The organism is [Flexibacter] sp. ATCC 35103, assembly GCF_001975985.1.
GTDB lineage: Bacteria > Bacteroidota > Bacteroidia > Flavobacteriales > Flavobacteriaceae > Flavobacterium.
Map to the genome: position 1 here is coordinate 225,420 of NZ_MTQF01000010.1, position 16,721 is coordinate 242,140.

General features: G+C 32.0%; 17 protein-coding genes. 14 read left to right on the forward strand and 3 right to left on the reverse strand.

Annotated elements, in window-relative coordinates:
• Positions 1-100: 100 nt before the first annotated feature.
• Together BXU01_RS19515 and BXU01_RS23905 are read right to left on the reverse strand one after the other, a co-directional pair.
• Positions 101-688 (reverse strand): glutathione peroxidase, encoded by a 588-nt coding sequence (locus BXU01_RS19515; RefSeq protein ID WP_055092084.1) that lies wholly within the window; start codon positions 686-688, stop codon positions 101-103.
• A 364-nt stretch (positions 689-1,052) separates the two neighbouring features.
• Positions 1,053-1,178, reverse strand: a complete 126-nt coding sequence (locus BXU01_RS23905; RefSeq protein ID WP_255373803.1) for a hypothetical protein — start codon at positions 1,176-1,178, stop codon at positions 1,053-1,055.
• Between the two features lie 346 nt (positions 1,179-1,524).
• Here BXU01_RS23905 and BXU01_RS19520 point away from each other — a divergent pair, with 346 nt between their 5' ends.
• The 7 genes from BXU01_RS19520 (at position 1,525) to arsB (ending at position 5,996) form a co-directional block, all read left to right on the forward strand.
• Complete coding sequence (locus tag BXU01_RS19520) at positions 1,525-2,055, forward strand: RNA polymerase sigma factor (protein ID WP_055092081.1); 531 nt, start codon at positions 1,525-1,527, stop codon at positions 2,053-2,055.
• Complete coding sequence (locus BXU01_RS19525) at positions 2,055-2,843, forward strand: anti-sigma factor domain-containing protein (protein ID WP_083694840.1); 789 nt, start codon at positions 2,055-2,057, stop codon at positions 2,841-2,843. Before BXU01_RS19520 ends, BXU01_RS19525 begins: the two co-directional genes overlap by 1 nt.
• Positions 2,844-2,950: 107 nt before the next feature.
• Positions 2,951-3,349, forward strand: coding sequence for a DoxX family protein (locus BXU01_RS19530; RefSeq protein WP_083694841.1), 399 nt, complete (start codon positions 2,951-2,953; stop codon positions 3,347-3,349).
• A gap of 102 nt (positions 3,350-3,451) precedes the next feature.
• Positions 3,452-3,784 carry a helix-turn-helix transcriptional regulator gene (locus BXU01_RS19535; RefSeq protein ID WP_083694842.1) on the forward strand — a complete coding sequence of 111 codons (333 nt, stop codon included), beginning with the start codon at positions 3,452-3,454 and terminating at the stop codon, positions 3,782-3,784.
• An 18-nt stretch (positions 3,785-3,802) separates the two neighbouring features.
• The gene (locus tag BXU01_RS19540) at positions 3,803-4,276 is read left to right on the forward strand and encodes a DUF6428 family protein (protein ID WP_083694843.1); all 474 of its coding nucleotides are present in this window, start codon (positions 3,803-3,805) and stop codon (positions 4,274-4,276) included.
• Between the two features lie 18 nt (positions 4,277-4,294).
• Complete coding sequence (locus BXU01_RS19545; RefSeq protein ID WP_083694844.1) at positions 4,295-4,924, forward strand: protein-tyrosine-phosphatase; 630 nt, start codon at positions 4,295-4,297, stop codon at positions 4,922-4,924.
• Position 4,925: 1 nt separating this feature from the next.
• Positions 4,926-5,996, forward strand: a complete 1,071-nt coding sequence (gene arsB / locus BXU01_RS19550) for an ACR3 family arsenite efflux transporter (RefSeq protein ID WP_083694845.1) — start codon at positions 4,926-4,928, stop codon at positions 5,994-5,996.
• Between the two features lie 505 nt (positions 5,997-6,501).
• On the opposite strand, the gene ccsA is transcribed toward arsB, so the two are convergent.
• On the reverse strand, positions 6,502-9,714 hold the full coding sequence (gene ccsA / locus BXU01_RS19555) for a cytochrome c biogenesis protein CcsA (RefSeq protein ID WP_083694846.1): 3,213 nt from the start codon (positions 9,712-9,714) through the stop codon (positions 6,502-6,504).
• Positions 9,715-10,089: 375 nt separating this feature from the next.
• On the opposite strand from ccsA, the gene BXU01_RS19560 reads away from it, so the two are divergent.
• The 7 genes from BXU01_RS19560 (at position 10,090) to BXU01_RS19590 (ending at position 16,646) form a co-directional block, all read left to right on the forward strand.
• Positions 10,090-10,851: a Rossmann-like and DUF2520 domain-containing protein gene (locus BXU01_RS19560; protein ID WP_083694847.1), complete on the forward strand. Its 762-nt coding sequence runs from the start codon at positions 10,090-10,092 to the stop codon at positions 10,849-10,851.
• Positions 10,835-11,362, forward strand: a complete 528-nt coding sequence (locus BXU01_RS19565; protein ID WP_083694848.1) for an HAD family hydrolase — start codon at positions 10,835-10,837, stop codon at positions 11,360-11,362. Before BXU01_RS19560 ends, BXU01_RS19565 begins: the two co-directional genes overlap by 17 nt.
• Before the next feature lie 111 nt (positions 11,363-11,473).
• Positions 11,474-12,400, forward strand: coding sequence for a geranylgeranylglycerol-phosphate geranylgeranyltransferase (locus tag BXU01_RS19570; RefSeq protein WP_083694849.1), 927 nt, complete (start codon positions 11,474-11,476; stop codon positions 12,398-12,400).
• Positions 12,393-12,977, forward strand: coding sequence for a Maf-like protein (locus BXU01_RS19575; protein WP_083694850.1), 585 nt, complete (start codon positions 12,393-12,395; stop codon positions 12,975-12,977). Before BXU01_RS19570 ends, BXU01_RS19575 begins: the two co-directional genes overlap by 8 nt.
• A 10-nt stretch (positions 12,978-12,987) precedes the next feature.
• Positions 12,988-13,518 (forward strand): mechanosensitive ion channel domain-containing protein, encoded by a 531-nt coding sequence (locus BXU01_RS19580; RefSeq protein ID WP_083694851.1) that lies wholly within the window; start codon positions 12,988-12,990, stop codon positions 13,516-13,518.
• Between the two features lie 112 nt (positions 13,519-13,630).
• The gene (locus tag BXU01_RS19585; RefSeq protein ID WP_083694852.1) at positions 13,631-14,731 is read left to right on the forward strand and encodes an AI-2E family transporter; all 1,101 of its coding nucleotides are present in this window, start codon (positions 13,631-13,633) and stop codon (positions 14,729-14,731) included.
• 85 nt (positions 14,732-14,816) lie between these two features.
• A complete protein-coding gene (locus tag BXU01_RS19590; RefSeq protein WP_083694853.1) occupies positions 14,817-16,646 on the forward strand; it encodes a hypothetical protein in 1,830 nt (609 codons plus the stop codon).
• The last annotated feature ends 75 nt before the right edge of the window (positions 16,647-16,721 follow it).

Below are 16,721 nucleotides of genomic sequence, written 5' to 3' on the forward strand. Positions count from 1 at the left end.
CGCTCATTCTGACAGACTTTGGAAAAATATAAATCAAAAAAAATCCACAAACTTGAAATTGATTCAAATTGGTGGATTTTATGGTTTAGATAGTTATTACTTAACTTTTTATCCAATTAATCACTTCTGGATCTGTTGGCAATGTTCTTGGCTTGATTACTTTAACCAATTCTCCTTTTTCGTTGATTAGATACTTTTGAAAGTTCCATTCTACTTCAGAATCCTGTAATCCATTTTTAGATTTTTGCGTCAAAAACTTGTAAACCTCACACATATCATCTCCTTTTACAGAAACTTTATCCATCATAGGAAAAGTTACACCGTAATTTTGTTGGCAAAATGTCTCGATTTCTTTGTTAGTACCCGGTTCCTGAGAAGCAAAATTATTAGCAGGAAAACCTACAATTACAAAACCTTTGTCTTTATATTCTTTGTAAATAGCTTCAAGATCTTTGTACTGAGGCGTTAATCCACATTTTGAAGCAGTATTCACAATCATAACTTTTTTACCTTTTAGAGAGGCAAAATCAAAAGTATCGCCTGATAAATCCTGAACTTTAAATTGGTAAATATTTTCTTTTGCCATGGCTTTATCTGTTTTAGATAATTTATTTTTACTGGTTTGAGCCTGAATTTGTGTACCTAATAAAAAGACAACACTACACGCTATAAATACTATTTTTTTCATTGTTTAATTTTTTATAAAATTAGTTAAAATCTGTTTTCAGTAAATATTTTGTCTGCTTTATTTTTATTAAACATAAGTTAAATAAAAAATTGAAGCCTAGCGTTAATCAGACGCTAGGCTTCCCCCCATACAAACAAATCAAACCATGAATTAATTGTTATGCTTTTATATTTTTATCGTATTATAATTGATGCCCCGGTTATTGTGAAAATTATATTTAAAATCAAAATATCTTTCTGTTTTATATCGTTTACTGGCGTTTATATTATAAAATGTACTAATTCTTATAATGAGATGAATCTAATTATTTTAATTTCTTATTTAATTTTCGGTTTGGAAGTCCGGGGACATCAACCATTAAATACTATATTAAATCTGAATTTTTATTATAAATAATATTGTTTCGAAAATCACTATTATTAAAATTGGTTAATGCCAAAACTGTGGTTAAACCCACAATTAATATCTTTAAAGTATATACGTAACTCATGAGATTTGGTTTTTAATATTGAGATTTACTTATTTTTAATAATTTTTAAATTTTTAACTTCTCTTCTTTGATTTTAAAACGGCCGCTGAATTTTAAATTTTGAAGCTGTTTTCTTTCGTTCTGCTATTTTCAGAATTATCGTTTGATGTTATAATAGCATTTACGTAATTGGATTACTTTTGGTTTTAAAAAAATGAAAAAAAATATTGATTTTTTTCAAATGCCTTATTTTACTAGGTTTTAGGCTACAAAAAAATTTACAATTTTCACAAAAAAATAAATTATCTTTATCTCAAAGTATAAAATAGTATACTAAAATTTTGTTTAAGCTTTAAAATCCGAATCTATGAGTCAAGATGAGTTGTTAGTTTTAATTTACAAAAAAGACGAAAGAGCTTTTACCCATTTGTATGATATGTACTCTAAAAGTTTGTTTTCTGTCATCAATGTTTTAATAAAAAATCGAGAAGAAGCCGAAGATGTTTTGCAGGAAGTTTTTGTCAAAATCTGGAAAAATATCGATTCTTATAATGAAGGAAAAGGTCGTTTTTACACCTGGATCCTTAATATAGCTAGGAATACATCGATTGACAAGCTAAGATCAAAAAATTTTAATAACAGCCAAAAAAACCTATCTTCAGATAATTTCGTAAATCTGTTAGACGACAGCAATAAATTGACTAATAGAATTGATACAATCGGAATTCAGGAATTCGTCAAAAAACTGAAACCAAAATGTATTGAGATTATAGATTTATTATTTTTTAAAGGATATACCCAACAGGAAGCTTCAGAAGAATTAGCTATTCCATTGGGAACTATCAAAACACAAAACAGAAACTGTATTAACGATTTACGTAATTATTTAAAAATATAATGGAAGCACAAGAATATATAGAATCAGGAATTCTGGAATTGTATGTTTATGGTTTGTTAACCGAAACTGAAAATCTGGAAATAGCGGAACTGGCAAAAAAGAATCCGGAGGTTGAACAGGAAATTATTTCGATAGAAAAAGCGATTGTAGCTTTATCATCAAGCTTCTCTCCTTTTCACTCTGTAGCTAATTTCGAAAAGATAAAAGCCCGCTTAGAATTGAAACATGGCAAAGTAGTCGAGATGAAACCGGCTTCGAACTGGTCTCAATACGTGGGTTGGGCTGCAGCAGTATTATTGCTTTTAGGTTTTGGATATCAAACTCTGGAACTTACTAAAACAAAAGATGCTATTGCTACTGTTGGTACTGAGAAAAACAAAATACAAAGAGATTATGCTTACTTAGACCAGCAAAATAAGCAAACAGAAAAAAACCTTACTATTGTAAGGGATATTAAAAATACCGGTGTAACACTTGGTGGTCAGGCAGTTTCTCCTAAATCATTTGCAAAAGTGTACTGGAACAAAGAAACAAAAACGACTTATATTGACGCAGCAGGTTTACCAACGCCACCAAAAGGAATGGTTTATCAGGTTTGGTCTTTAAAATTAAGTCCGGTTCTTACACCAACAAGCATTGGTTTACTGGATAATTTTGAAGGAAATGATCAAAAAATATTTGCTGTAAGTCAAACAAATTCAGCAGAAGCTTTTGGGATTACTCTTGAGCCAGCTGGAGGAAGTTTAACACCTACAATGGAACAATTGTACACTTTAGGAAAAGTTTAAAAACTTAATTAGTTTGAAAATTCAAAACGCATATTAATAATTTAATATGCGTTTTTTTATTATTTTTAATTCGTATAACTATCTATAAACCAACACTTATTCAAACTATGAATTCAATTTTACTATTACGTCTTTCTGTTGCTGTAATTCTTCTTACCCATTCTGTTTTTGGAATATTTGATAACGGAATTAATGATTTTGGGAATTTATTTCTCAACCAGATTGGCTTTGCTCCTTTTGGTGTAATTCTGGCGTGGTCCATTAAATTATCGCACATAGTTGCAGCCGTACTTTTGATTTTCAATAAATATATTAAGCTTGCCGGATTTGTAACCATTTTTGTTTTAATAATGGGAATTATATTAGTTCATTTTAAAGAAGGCTGGTTTGTTGTTGGAGGCGGAAGAAATGGCATGGAATATAATGTTTTACTTATTATTGTTTTATTGGCGATCATGTATCCTGAAGGATTTAAAAATAATAATCGTAATTTAAATCATATATAGAACCAAATACTTTCTTAAATAAAACCCTAAAAAGAAAATAATCAAGTATTTTCTTTTTTTATATTCATCTATATCGTAATATTGCAATATAGAAATAAAACGATGGGCGCTACAAAAACAGATCATTTTACAGATGAACAAAACGAATTGGCTATTTTAACGAAGGCTTTAGGTCATCCTGCACGAATCGCTATTATTCAATACTTATTAAAAGTGAATACATGTATTTGCGGTGATATTGTAAATAAACTTCCGCTTTCTCAACCAACAGTTTCTCAACACTTAAAGGAATTAAAAAATGCCGGGCTTATAAAAGGAAACATCGAAGGAAATGCCATTTGCTACTGTATTAATGAAGCGGGTTTTGAAAAAATTAAAGTTTTTTTTAGGCAAATTGATCTTCATTTAGAAAAAAGAAAAAACGAGTGTTGTTAATTATTAAATCAAATTATTATGAAACTTTCAGAAATTAAAAAAATACTGACTACTATTGAAGCCGTTAATTTTCAGTTACCAGACGGAAAATTTGTACCTGAATATTTTCACGTAACCGAAGTTGGTTACATAACAAAAAACTTCATCGATTGTGGCGGAGTTGTTCGTAAAGAAACGGTTGTAAATTTCCAGCTTTGGGATGCTAACGATTATGAGCACCGCTTAAAACCTCAAAAATTAATTCATATCATTGAGCTTTCAGAGAAAGTTTTAGGAATAGAAGATTTTGAAATCGAAGTAGAATATCAAAATACGACAATTGACAAATATGATTTAGGTTTTAACGGAAAAGATTTTCTGTTATTAAATAAAACAACAGCTTGCTTAGCACAGGATCAATGCGGAATTCCGTCAGAAAAACCAAAATTAAAACTGACTCAATTAAATTCTGACGAATCAAATTCATGTACCCCGGGCGGGAGTTGTTGCTAAACTTAAAAGGTTATAAAAATGTCGAATCAAAATGCTTTATATTCAAAAATTCAATCTTTAGCGCAATCTTTTGATTTTGCCGCAATTTCTAAAGATCGCAAAGATATACTACAACCACTTGTTGGTTTTATTCAGCTAAAGTTTGAGCAACAACAAGAAATTAGATTGAACTTAATTTGTACGCACAATTCCAGAAGAAGTCATTTGGCTCAGGTTTGGGCGCAAACGGCAGCACATTATTATAAAATTAAAAATGTTTCCTGCTATTCTGGCGGAACTGAAGCTACGGCTTTATTCCCAAAAGTTACTGAAACACTAACGGAATCCGGTTTTAAGATCCAGAAAATATCTCAAGGTAATAATCCGGTTTATGCGATTAAATTCTCTGAAAACGAAGCGCCAATTATTGGTTTTTCTAAAACCTACGATGACGATTTTAATCCGGAAAGTGAATTTGCTGCTATCATGACTTGTTCGCAAGCTGACGGAGGTTGTCCTTTTATTCCAGGAGCCGAGAAAAGAATTGCAGTTACTTATGATGATCCAAAAGCTTTTGATAATACTCCACAAGAAACAGAAAAATATAATGAAAGAAGTCTGCAAATTGCAACTGAAATGTTTTATGTTTTCTCACAAATAAAAAAATAAGATGTCCTTAAATCATTGTTTTCCTGTTGCAGAGAAAAAGAAATTAGGTTTTCTGGATCGTTTTTTGACGCTTTGGATTTTTCTTGCCATGTTTATTGGTGTTTCTGTTGGATATTTTTTTCCGTCAAGCGGAAGTTTCATCAATTCGTTTTCTAGCGGAACTACAAATATTCCATTAGCGATTGGTTTGATTTTGATGATGTATCCGCCATTAGCAAAAGTGAAGTATGAAAAAATGGGGGAAGTTTTTAAAAATACCAAAATATTAGGTGCTTCTCTCTTTTTAAACTGGATTCTTGGCCCGTTTTTAATGTTTTCATTAGCACTTTTATTTTTAAAAGATTATCCTGAATATATGATTGGCTTGATCCTGATAGGTTTGGCACGTTGTATTGCAATGGTTATGGTCTGGAATGATCTTGCTGACGGAAATCGCGAATATGCTGCTGGTCTTATTGCGTTGAACAGTATATTTCAGGTTTTGCTTTACAGCGTTTATGCTTATATTTTTATCACGGTTTTACCTCCTTATTTTGGATATTCGGGTTTTACGGTCAATATCAGCATGATTCAGATTGCTGAAAGTGTTGCTGTTTATTTGGGAATTCCGTTTGCATTAGGAATTATATCCAGATATGGTTTGATAAAACTCAAAGGCGAAGAATGGTTTCAGCATACATACATTCCGTTCATTTCTCCTGTTACTTTGATTGCTTTGCTATTTACCATTGTTCTGATGTTTAGTTTAAAAGGGGAATTAATCGTTCAGATTCCTATGGATGTGGTTAGAATCGCAATTCCGCTTGCAATTTATTTCGGGTTAATGTTTGTGATTAGTTTTTTTACCGGAAAATATTTTGGTGCTGATTATTCTAAAAGTACTTCGATTGCTTTTACTGCTACTGGCAATAATTTTGAATTAGCAATTGCTGTTTCAATTGGTGTTTTTGGCATTAACAGCGGACAAGCTTTTACGGGCGTTATTGGTCCGTTGGTCGAAGTTCCTGCTTTGATTGCTTTGGTAAATGTGGCTTTCTGGTTTCGAAAGAGATATTTTTCTTTAAGTTGCTAAGATGCTAAGTTTTAGAATTTAATTCTTCTTATCAATTATTAGCCCAACATTTCAACCTTGGTTTTATCGTTACAATTTATCGTTATATATAAATCATTGATGTGTAGCATTGATTATCTGCTATTATTGGGTGCCATTGATTGTGTGTCATTGATTGTGTGTCATTGATTGCGTGTCATTGATTGCGTCCCAACGGTTGAAACCGTTGGCTATGTTTTATACTGAGTCATGTTTTAAATTTTTATTTCATCTTTTTCTTATATCTTTATTTTGATAGAATTATCTTGAAAACGAGTGCCCTGGCCCTGATAGAAGTGGAAATCCTTTTGTGCAGGTCCCGAGGCTTTGGGAGGCGCAAAAGATTGGAACTTACAGCATGAAATAGCTCCTAATTCTTTGATTAATTTGAATCCTAAAAAAAATTAAACTTCTAAATATATTGCATAAAAAAAGGTTCAACGTGATGTTGAACCTTTTTTGTGAATTAATAAAAACACTTTAGTTATTATTTTTTCTTTTTATAATACTTGCGGTATTTTGGATATGTCAGAATTCCGATAAGGGAAATTGTTCCTAATGAATACCAGATCCAGCTTAATGAATGTGCTTCTCCGCTTGCATATGAATGCAGACCAACCAAATGGAAGTTTACTCCGTAATAAGTAAACAAAATTGAAATAAAAGCGTACATACTCATTAAATTAAAGAACCATTGTCCTCTTAATGAAGGAACAAAACGAGCATGAATTACAAAGGCATAAACCATAATCGAAATTAAAGCCCAGGTTTCTTTCGGATCCCATCCCCAGTAACGTCCCCAACTTTCGTTAGCCCATTGTCCTCCAAGGAAGTTACCAATTGTTAACATAATTAAACCAATTGTTAGGGCCATTTCGTTGATATAGGTAATTTCTTTGATATTTAAGTCCATTTTGGCTTTGTTCTTTTCGTTGGTAAAAAAGATCAAAATCAATCCAACAAAACCTAGAATCATTCCAAGCGCAAAAGGACCATAACTTGCCACAATTACCGCTACGTGAATCATTAACCAATATGAATTAAGAACCGGTTGCAGGTTTGCGATTTCCGGATCGATCCAGTTTGCGTTTGCTGCCATGAAGATCATTGATGTTACAAAAGCTGCCGATGCAACAGTAAGTTTTGACTTTTTATCAAAAGCAAGACCAAAGAACATGGTTGCCCAGGCTACATAAACAATTGCTTCGTAAGCATTACTCCATGGTGCGTGACCTGAAATATACCAACGGGCGATTAAGGCAACGGTATGAAATGCAAATATTACTCCTATTAATATATGAAAACCATTTACAGTTATACGAAGCCATTTTTTATCAAAGAAGATACTGAAAAGTGTAAAAATCAACATGAAGATTCCGGCAAGAGAATACCAATAAAACATTTTTGGTAAAATGTTGTAGCTATTATAGGCGATCTCAAGATCAATTTTCTTATCGCTTGGACGTACTTTACTTCCAAATTTCTTCTGGAAACCATCTATACTTTCAACCAAATGATCTGCGGTTGAAAAATCCTTAGAAATTGATCCGTTGTTTAAAGCGCTAAAATACATTGGTAAAATTTGCTTTACATACGTAGAATCCATTCCTTTTAAACCAGCATTCTGAATTTCTAAATACGAAATCCATTTGTTGTTTGGATCATTAGGGATTGGGAAAATTTTCAGGATACTTCCGCTTAACGCAGATTCCATCAGGTTTACTTTTTTATCTGTTTCGATAAAATCTTTCTCAAAGCTATTTGGATTCCCTGCTTTGTAAGCTGCATCTAAATAAGGTGATAATTTATAATTTCCGTTTTCGTCAAAGAATTTTACAAACGGTACCAGTTTTGCTTTTCTGTCTACGCCAATGATTTTACGAATACTATCATCTTTTGTATTTAAATAAATAAGCGGAACCTGGATCCAAACCTGAGCATATTGTGTCATTGACAAAAATACCTGATCAGAATTCATTCCGTTGTAAGTGTCGCTCTGACTTACTTTTCTCAATAACTCTGATGAGAATGTATTGATAGGTTTCATTCTACCTCCGGCATCCTGAATAATCAAACGTCCGAATTTAGCGGCATGTGCTACCGGAGCTTTATAAATCGTTAATAACGAATCGATTTGTTTCTGACTTGGTGCAGCAGTTACGTGATTGGCATGATCGTTAGGATCTGCAGGTGCATGATTATGACCGTGATCATGACCATCTCCCTCTGTATGAACGTGAGGTGCCTGAGCGAAACCAGAGAAACTTAGCATTAAAACCAGAATCGTAATTAATTTTTTCTTTTTTACATTCTCTAATTTACGTTTTAGATCAGCAAAACGAGAATGTTTCGTAAACATAATCGCCATTAAACCAAAAAACAACATAAAATATCCTAAATATGTAATTGATGTTCCCCAGAAATCGTGGTTTACAGATAATACAGTTCCTTTTTCATCCGGATCGAATGACGATTGAAAAAATCTGTATCCTTTATAATCTAAAACGTTGTTCATAAAAATTCTGGCATCAAATGTTTCTGTAGAATCCTGAACGGTTACTTTACTTTCAAAAGCAGAATAACTTTTTTCTGTTCCCGGATATTTTGTAGCGATAAAATCGTTTAGTTTTACTTTAAATGGTAAAATGTAAGCCTTGCTTCCGTAGAATAAACTGTACTCAATTTTACCAATTTTAACTGTTTGAGGCTCTCCTACACTACCTTTTGATCCTAAAAGACGAACTTCTTTTTCCTGACCGTCTGCTTTAATTTTTACAATTAAGGCATCATGGTGTGATTTAGCTTTATAATCGTTATTCGATTCATAATCAACAATTCCTTTTATTGCCGGATCCGGAAAAACGATTCGGATATCACCAATACTATATAAGGAACGCATCATAAGAGGCTGAACATTATCTTTTGTTACGGTTCCTTTTAATTTATCTGCCATTCGCATAAACTCTCCTTCAAAAGGGGTTTGAATGGTATATTTATCACCGGTTGTATTAATGTTAATTGCGCCGTCTGTAGGTTTGTTTAAAGCAAACAATACATTGTGAATATTTTGAACTTCTCCTTCTTTCAGAAAATGTTCTTCACGTCCGCCTGCTCCTGCTTCAACCAGTTTAAGGTATAAAGTTCCGTTGGCAGTTGGTTTTATAGTTTCTTTAGCTCCCATAATATAATTGACATAAGAAACTTCAAAAGGAGTTTCATCAAATTTACCTGAAAGTGTAAAATCGTTATTAGTTACCGGCGAAAACAATAATGCTTTATCAAAAGACCTGCGTTTCATTTCGCCTTTGTATTCTCCGTCTGCAAAAACAGTTAAGAATGTTTTGTCTGAATAAATTTGATTTTCAGCAGCGCCTTCACGAATTGGCATCATTCCTTCATAACTGATATATCGTGTAATAAATGCTCCTAAAAGGATAAAAATAAACGCAATATGAAGTATCAATGTTGCCCATTTCTCTTTTTTGTGCAATTGGTAGCGTTTGATATTTCCGAAAAAATTGATCATAAAAAAGACCATTATTGCCTCAAACCACCAGGTATTATAAATTAGAATTCGAGCTGTATCTGTATTGTACTTACTCTCGATAAAAGTACCAACACCCATTGCTATAGCAAATGTTAAAAAAAGAACAGACATTAATCTTGTAGAAAACAAAAAAGAGAATATTTTTTTATCCATTTTTAAGGAATTACATTGTATAAAAGTGGCACAAAAGTACTTAAAAATGTTGAGTTCTAATATTTGTACTTTGTTAATAAAAACTAAAAAAAGAGGTTTTAATTAAATCAAATTCTTAAAAACGTACGCCTAATTTTACAAATTGGATAGTCTTTATATTACCAATAAATCGAATACTTGTTAGAGACCAAAAGGATCTTGGTTATTTTTGCTGATTATTAAACTGTTGCATTTCATTTTAAACCAATTTATCATAAATATTTGCCTTTATAAAAGCGTTTAAGTATCATTAACAAAATAAGTGTTCAGCAAAAATCCTTTTAATCTGTATAATCCGTGGTTAAACTTTAAAAAAAATAATGCTAATTTTGCGATATGATTCAAATAACGATAATTGGTTCCGGAAATGTTGCTCAGCATTTGATAAAAGCTTTCGCTAAAAGTGAACTTATAGAAATTGTACAGGTATATTCCAGAAAAAAAGAAACACTGTCGTCTATAATTGAATTTGATAAAATCACAAGTGATTTTGCAGAATTAAAAGAAGCTGATTTATACATCATAGCAGTTTCAGACAAGGCTATTGCAGATGTTTCGAGTCAGTTGCCTTTTCAAAACCGAATCGTTGTTCATACTTCCGGTGCAGCTTCGCTTGATGTTTTAGACTCTAAAAACAGGAAAGGTGTTTTTTATCCGCTTCAGACATTTTCTAAAAACAAAGAGATTGATTTTTCGACCGTTCCGCTTTGCTTAGAAGCCGAAAATACTTTTGATTTCCGTGTTTTAGAATCTGTAGCCAAAAGTGTTTCTACCGCTATTTTCCCTATTAATTCTGATCAGAGAAAAGCACTTCATGTTGCAGCTGTTTTTGTAAATAATTTTACAAATCATATGTATCAGATTGGTCAGGAAATTTGCGAAGAACATCAGGTTCCGTTTGAGATTTTAAGACCTTTAATACAGGAAACAGCCAATAAAATCAATACACTTGATGCAATTGATGCCCAAACCGGTCCCGCAAAACGAAATGATTCTACTACAATTCAGACGCATTTAGAGTATTTGACGAACGAAAATCAAAAGAATATTTATAAAATACTAACACAATCTATACAGAATAATGGCAAAAAGTTATAAAGAAATAATGAACGACATCACAACCTTTGTTTTTGATGTTGATGGCGTACTTACAGACAGTTCAGTTTTTGTAACCAGTGAAGGAGAAATTCTTCGCACAATGAACATTCGTGATGGTTATGCGATGAAAGCGGCTGTAGAAAGTGGTTATCATGTTTGCATTATTTCTGGCGGAAGCAACGAAGGTGTTCGTGTTCGCTTACATAATTTAGGAATTAAAGATATTCATTTAGGAACTCCTGATAAGGTTAAAACGTTTAAAGAATACACCGATACTTATAATATCAAGCCTGAACAGGTATTGTATATGGGAGATGATATTCCTGATTTTCATGTAATGAAATTAGTAGGATTGCCAACTTGTCCCCAAGATGCAAGTCCTGAAATCAAAAATATTTCCCGCTATATTTCGCATGTAAAAGGCGGAAAAGGTGCTGCACGTGATGTTATCGAACAAGTCATGAAGGTACAGGGAAAATGGATGGAATATTTTAATGGACAACATGATTAGAGGGCAGTTTTCAGTTTCAGTTTTCAGTTTAAATAAATAACCTTGCCAACCTTTGAACCTTTGAACCTTTGCCCCTTTTGAATCTTAAAAAAAACTCAGAACCTTAAAAAAATGAAATTCCTAAAACTCATTCGATACAAAAACCTTTTGATGCTTGCTTTTATGCAGGTATTATTTCGTTATGCATTTTTAAAACAACAGGATATTCCTTTGGCTTTAGCAGACTGGCAATACGGTTTATTAGTTTTAAGTACCGTTTTATTGGCCGCAGCTGGATATGTTATCAATAACATTTATGATGTTTTTACAGATACAATCAATAAGCCTGAGGATGTAGTAATTGGCAAAGGAATTTCTGAAACTGCGGCTTACAATATTTATATCGGACTTAATATTACCGGTGTTGCTATTGGATTTATTTTATCGAATATTATTTTAAGACCCGGTTTTGCGTCACTCTTTATATTGATTGCTTCGTTACTTTATTTTTACGCTACAACGCTAAAACAAATCATGATCCTGGGTAATTTTGTTGTTGCATTACTGCTTTCTGCAAGTGTTCTTATTATAGGTGTTTTTGACCTTTTTCCGGCAACAAATTCAGAGAATCAGGCTCAAATGGCAAGTCTTTTTTCTATATTAACAGATTATGCTTTGTTTGCTTTCATGATCAATTTTATTCGCGAAATCATTAAAGATATTGAGGATGTAAATGGTGATTATAATCAAGGAATGAACACATTACCAATTGCAATAGGTATTAGCCGTGCTGCAAAAGTAGCGGTGGCTTTTGCTATTATTCCTTTTATTTCCTGCTTATTTTACGTCAATAAATACTTTGTAGAGAATAATCTTTTTATCGCTACATTTTATGCCTTTGCTTTTGTACTGGCGCCTCTTTTATATTTTATTATCAAAATAGTTTCAGCAAAAACAAGTAAAGATTACCATCATTTGAGTAGTGTTTTAAAACTAATCTTATTTTTCGGAATTTTATCAATTCTGGTTATTACCTTAAATATTAAATACAATGCTTAAAGAAAAATTAAAAAAATACACTTTAATTCTTGCTTCGGGATCACCTCGCAGACAACAATTTTTTAAGGACCTTGATCTTGATTTCGAAATTCGATTAAAAGATATTGAAGAAATATATCCTCCGGAATTAAAAGCTGTCGAAATAACGGATTATTTAGCAGCGCTAAAAGCCAGTGCATTTGACGGGGAACTTAAAGAAAATGAGATTCTGGTAACCAGCGATACCATCGTTTGGCATAATAATAAAGCTTTAGGCAAACCTAAAAATGCCGAAGAAGCTTTTGAAATGATTAAATCGATGTCGAATACTACACACGAAGTTTTTACATCAGTTTGTTTTAGAACAAGCTTTACTTCTACTGTTATAAATGATGTTACTAAAGTTACTTTTAAAGATTTATCAGACGAGGCAATTTTATATTATATCGAAAACTATAAACCTTACGACAAAGCAGGCGCTTACGGAATTCAGGAATGGTTTGGTTTTATGGCAGTTGAAAAAGTTGAAGGTTCTTATACCAATGTTATGGGCTTGCCAACAGCCAAAGTTTACGAATATTTGAGTACTTTAGTGTAAAAAATTATTTATGTTTTCTTTTAAAGAATATAGTCAGGAAATTTTAAGCACCATTGTTCTCCTTTTTGCTTTAGTAGCGCTACGGGTTATTATTGCAAAACTTATACGCCGTTACGCCAGTACGAGTCATTTATTAGAGCACCGTACAAATTTGGTAATCAAATATATTCAGATATTAATGAATATACTGGTAACCATAAGCTTAATTGTTATTTGGGGTGTTGATACAAAAGATATTTTTATCACCGTTTCTTCAATTGCGACCGTGATTGGTGTGGCTATGTTTGCACAATGGTCTATTTTGAGTAATATAACGTCAGGAATGATATTGTTTTTTTCGTTTCCTTTCAGAATTGGCGATACCATCAAAATTCATGATAAAGATTTCCCTATCGAAGCAGAGATTGAAGATATTAGTGCATTTCATGTTAACTTAAGAACAAAAGAAGGCGAAAAAATTATTTTTCCAAACAATCTATTATTGCAAAAAGGAATCTCGATTATGCCTACACATTACGAAGACAAAGAATTCTTTGATTAAAATTATAATGGGAATTTTATAAACTAATACTAAAAAGCTAAAACGATATTTTTTAAATAAAATATAATATTTGTTTTACCAATTACTAGTTTTTACTAATTCACCAAATAAAATGATTCGTAACATAGAATTACCGTTTTATGCTAAACTTGCTTTTATACTTGTTAGCTTAATTTCTTTTGCTTTTATATTTTGCCTTGGCAAAGATATTATCACACCAGTATTAATGGCATTTTTATTTGCCGTATTATTAGTGCCCATTTTTACTTTTTTAAATTCCCGTTTAAAATTCCCCAGACATTTAGCCGCTGCTTGCTGTATTTTACTTTTTGCAGCTTGTATTGTGGGTATTTTGGTTTTTATTTCGTATCAGGTAAGTGATATTGCAAATGATTTTGACACTATAAAAAAGAATGCTAATAAGTTTATCACAGACATTCATAGATTTGTAAAAGATAATTTTCATGTAAGCATTGGCGAACAAAAAAAATACATTGATACCGTAGCCAAAGATTCTGTACAAAATGGAAAAGCAACTATAGGTTCTGCTATAGTTTCCATAACCGATTTACTTGTAGATTGCACCATTATTCCTATTTATACTTTTCTGTTCCTTTTATATAAAGATCATTTTATTTTGTTTTTAGCTAAATTGGTTAATAAAGAAGATCATGCAAACCTAAAAGCCATTTTAGGACAAATAAAAGTTTCTATTAATAATTACATTGTAAGTCTAATTTTAGAAATGATAGTCGTGTCTGTATTGACAGGTTTAGGGCTTTGGATTATTGGAATCAAATATTTTATCTTATTAGGATTAATAACTGGAATTCTAAACCTTATACCTTATATTGGTATTTTAATTGCTGGTATTATTACCCTTTTGGCATCATTAACAGGTTCTGGCGAAAGCTCCGTTATACTAGGGATTTTAATTGTAAACATCATCGTTCAATTGATAGACAATAATTTATTAGTGCCTTTAATTATCAATTCTAAAGTAGAAATTAATGCCTTTGTTTCTATCATGGGAATTATTATTGGTGGTGCAGCTGCCGGGATATCAGGTATGTTTTTAGCCATTCCTCTCTTAGCTATTCTAAAAATCATATTTGACAGAATTGAATCCTTAGAACCATGGGGTTATCTAATGGGCAATCATATGCCCAGAAAATTTACCTGGAGAATTCGAAAAGCAAAAATCGAAAACTAAATAGTACTTAGATTTTACAAAAAAGTCTTATTAATTTCTTATATTCATACTATATATCAACTTTAAGCCAGCCATCAATTATCTAATGTTTGTAAACAAAAAAATAGTCGTTTTTATTTTGTTATGCTTTTGCTTACAAGGCACCTATGCTCAGACTGATAAATCGAAAAAGGATACAAGCAATAAAAAAGACAGCACAGAAGTTTATACAAAAATTAAAAATTATTCAAAAAAGAATAAATTTACGCAAACCCTTCATAAACTATTTTTCAGAACAGCAAAAACCAAAAAAAAGGAACAAATTCTTGTACAAAATGACACTACCAATTTTAATGGTAAAATTATCAGGAACATTAATATCGTAACCCTTGATCCTTTTGGGCATTCTATTTCTGACACGACCCAAATGCCGAAAAATTGGGGAGAAAGAACAGGAAACAGACTGCATTTGAAAACAAAAAAAATCGCAATCTATAATCTGCTGTTATTTAAAAGAAATTCAGCTTATAATACTTATAAAGTACAGGAATCTGAGCGTTTGATACGTTCTCAGAAATATGTAACAGCAGTTAGAATAACGAACAAACTTGCAGGCGCAGCATCAGATTCTGTAGATGTTACGATTCGTGTTCTGGATTCCTGGAGTACAATACCAAAATTTTCGATCTCTAGTAATCGTGTTTCTCTCGGGTTTAAAGAAAAAGACTTTTTTGGCTCAGGACAGCAATTGGAATATCGTTTTACAAACAGGTTTGATGATGGACGAAATGCTAATGAAGTTACCTATACCGTTCCTAATATTAAAAATACTTATATCGGAACGACGCTTTATTATAATATGGATCTTGACAATAATTATACTAAAAGCATCAATATAGAACGGCTCTTTTATTCCCCGCTTACAAAATGGGCCGGAGGAGCTTATGTGGGGCAGATTTTTAGACGGGATACTTTACAGGCGCCGGATATGACTTATGCCTATCAGCCTTTTAAAAATAATTTTCAGGATTTATGGGCTGGACATGCTTCAAAAGTATTTGAAGATGAAAACGGTATAACAAACCTGGTTGCCAGCGGACGTTTTCTAAATGTTAATTATAGCGAAAGTCCGTCTGAACTTTATGATCCAACAAATTTTTATTCAGATGAGAAATTTATTTTTACAGGAATTGGGCTTAACAGGCGTAAATTTATAAAAGAAACTTACCTTTTTAGAAATGGACAAGTTGAAGATGTACCGATAGGCCGAATTTATGGGGTTACTTTTGGATATCAATACAAGAATGCATTTTGGAGGCCTTATGTTGGGGCACAATTTTCTTTTGGAAATTATTACAGATGGGGATTTCTAAGTATGAATTTTGAAGCCGGAACCTTCTTTCATCAATCAAAAACATATCAAACCGCTTTTTTGATGGAAACCAATTATTTTACAAAACTCTACAAAATAGGCAATTGGAAACTCAGACAATTTGTAAATCCAAAATTTGTTATAGGTGCAAATCGTGAAGCTATTATTGGTGATCAACTGAATATCAACGAACAAAATGGTTTAGCTGGATTCAACAGCGCAATATACGGAACAAATAAGATGGTTTTGTCACTGCAAACCCAAAGCTATTCTCCTCATGCGCTTTGGGGATTTCGTATGAACCCGTTTTTTAATTATTCGATTGCCGTATTAGGAAGTCCCAATAATGCTATGGGAAGAAATAAAGCATATCAAAAAATCACTTTAGGTTTATTGATCAGCAATGATTACCTGGTATTCAGTTCGTTTCAGCTTTCTATTTCCTACTACCCTACTATTCCATATCAGGGTGATAATGTATTTAAAACAAATACTTTTGAAACCACTGATTTTGGCTTGCAAAATTTTGAGCTTGCAAAACCAAGAGCTGTAGAATACAGATAATAATTTTACTTTTTTTTATAAAATTTAAACTTACGAAAACGTTTTCAAAATCAAAACTTTACGGAATAATCAAAC

What these genes read in the sequence shown, in the direction of transcription:
- BXU01_RS19575 (WP_083694850.1), top strand. Translation starts at nt 12,393, where the DNA reads ATGCTTAAAGAAAAATTAAAAAAATACACTTTAATTCTTGCTTCGGGA.
- BXU01_RS19580 (WP_083694851.1), top strand. Translation starts at nt 12,988, where the DNA reads ATGTTTTCTTTTAAAGAATATAGTCAGGAAATTTTAAGCACCATTGTT.
- BXU01_RS19535 (WP_083694842.1), top strand. Translation starts at nt 3,452, where the DNA reads ATGGGCGCTACAAAAACAGATCATTTTACAGATGAACAAAACGAATTG.
- ccsA (WP_083694846.1), bottom strand. Translation starts at nt 9,714, where the DNA reads ATGGATAAAAAAATATTCTCTTTTTTGTTTTCTACAAGATTAATGTCT.
- BXU01_RS19570 (WP_083694849.1), top strand. Translation starts at nt 11,474, where the DNA reads ATGAAATTCCTAAAACTCATTCGATACAAAAACCTTTTGATGCTTGCT.
- BXU01_RS23905 (WP_255373803.1), bottom strand. Translation starts at nt 1,178, where the DNA reads ATGAGTTACGTATATACTTTAAAGATATTAATTGTGGGTTTAACCACA.
- BXU01_RS19545 (WP_083694844.1), top strand. Translation starts at nt 4,295, where the DNA reads ATGTCGAATCAAAATGCTTTATATTCAAAAATTCAATCTTTAGCGCAA.
- BXU01_RS19525 (WP_083694840.1), top strand. Translation starts at nt 2,055, where the DNA reads ATGGAAGCACAAGAATATATAGAATCAGGAATTCTGGAATTGTATGTT.
- BXU01_RS19520 (WP_055092081.1), top strand. Translation starts at nt 1,525, where the DNA reads ATGAGTCAAGATGAGTTGTTAGTTTTAATTTACAAAAAAGACGAAAGA.
- BXU01_RS19585 (WP_083694852.1), top strand. Translation starts at nt 13,631, where the DNA reads ATGATTCGTAACATAGAATTACCGTTTTATGCTAAACTTGCTTTTATA.
- BXU01_RS19565 (WP_083694848.1), top strand. Translation starts at nt 10,835, where the DNA reads ATGGCAAAAAGTTATAAAGAAATAATGAACGACATCACAACCTTTGTT.
- arsB (WP_083694845.1), top strand. Translation starts at nt 4,926, where the DNA reads ATGTCCTTAAATCATTGTTTTCCTGTTGCAGAGAAAAAGAAATTAGGT.
- BXU01_RS19515 (WP_055092084.1), bottom strand. Translation starts at nt 688, where the DNA reads ATGAAAAAAATAGTATTTATAGCGTGTAGTGTTGTCTTTTTATTAGGT.
- BXU01_RS19590 (WP_083694853.1), top strand. Translation starts at nt 14,817, where the DNA reads ATGTTTGTAAACAAAAAAATAGTCGTTTTTATTTTGTTATGCTTTTGC.
- BXU01_RS19540 (WP_083694843.1), top strand. Translation starts at nt 3,803, where the DNA reads ATGAAACTTTCAGAAATTAAAAAAATACTGACTACTATTGAAGCCGTT.
- BXU01_RS19560 (WP_083694847.1), top strand. Translation starts at nt 10,090, where the DNA reads ATGATTCAAATAACGATAATTGGTTCCGGAAATGTTGCTCAGCATTTG.
- BXU01_RS19530 (WP_083694841.1), top strand. Translation starts at nt 2,951, where the DNA reads ATGAATTCAATTTTACTATTACGTCTTTCTGTTGCTGTAATTCTTCTT.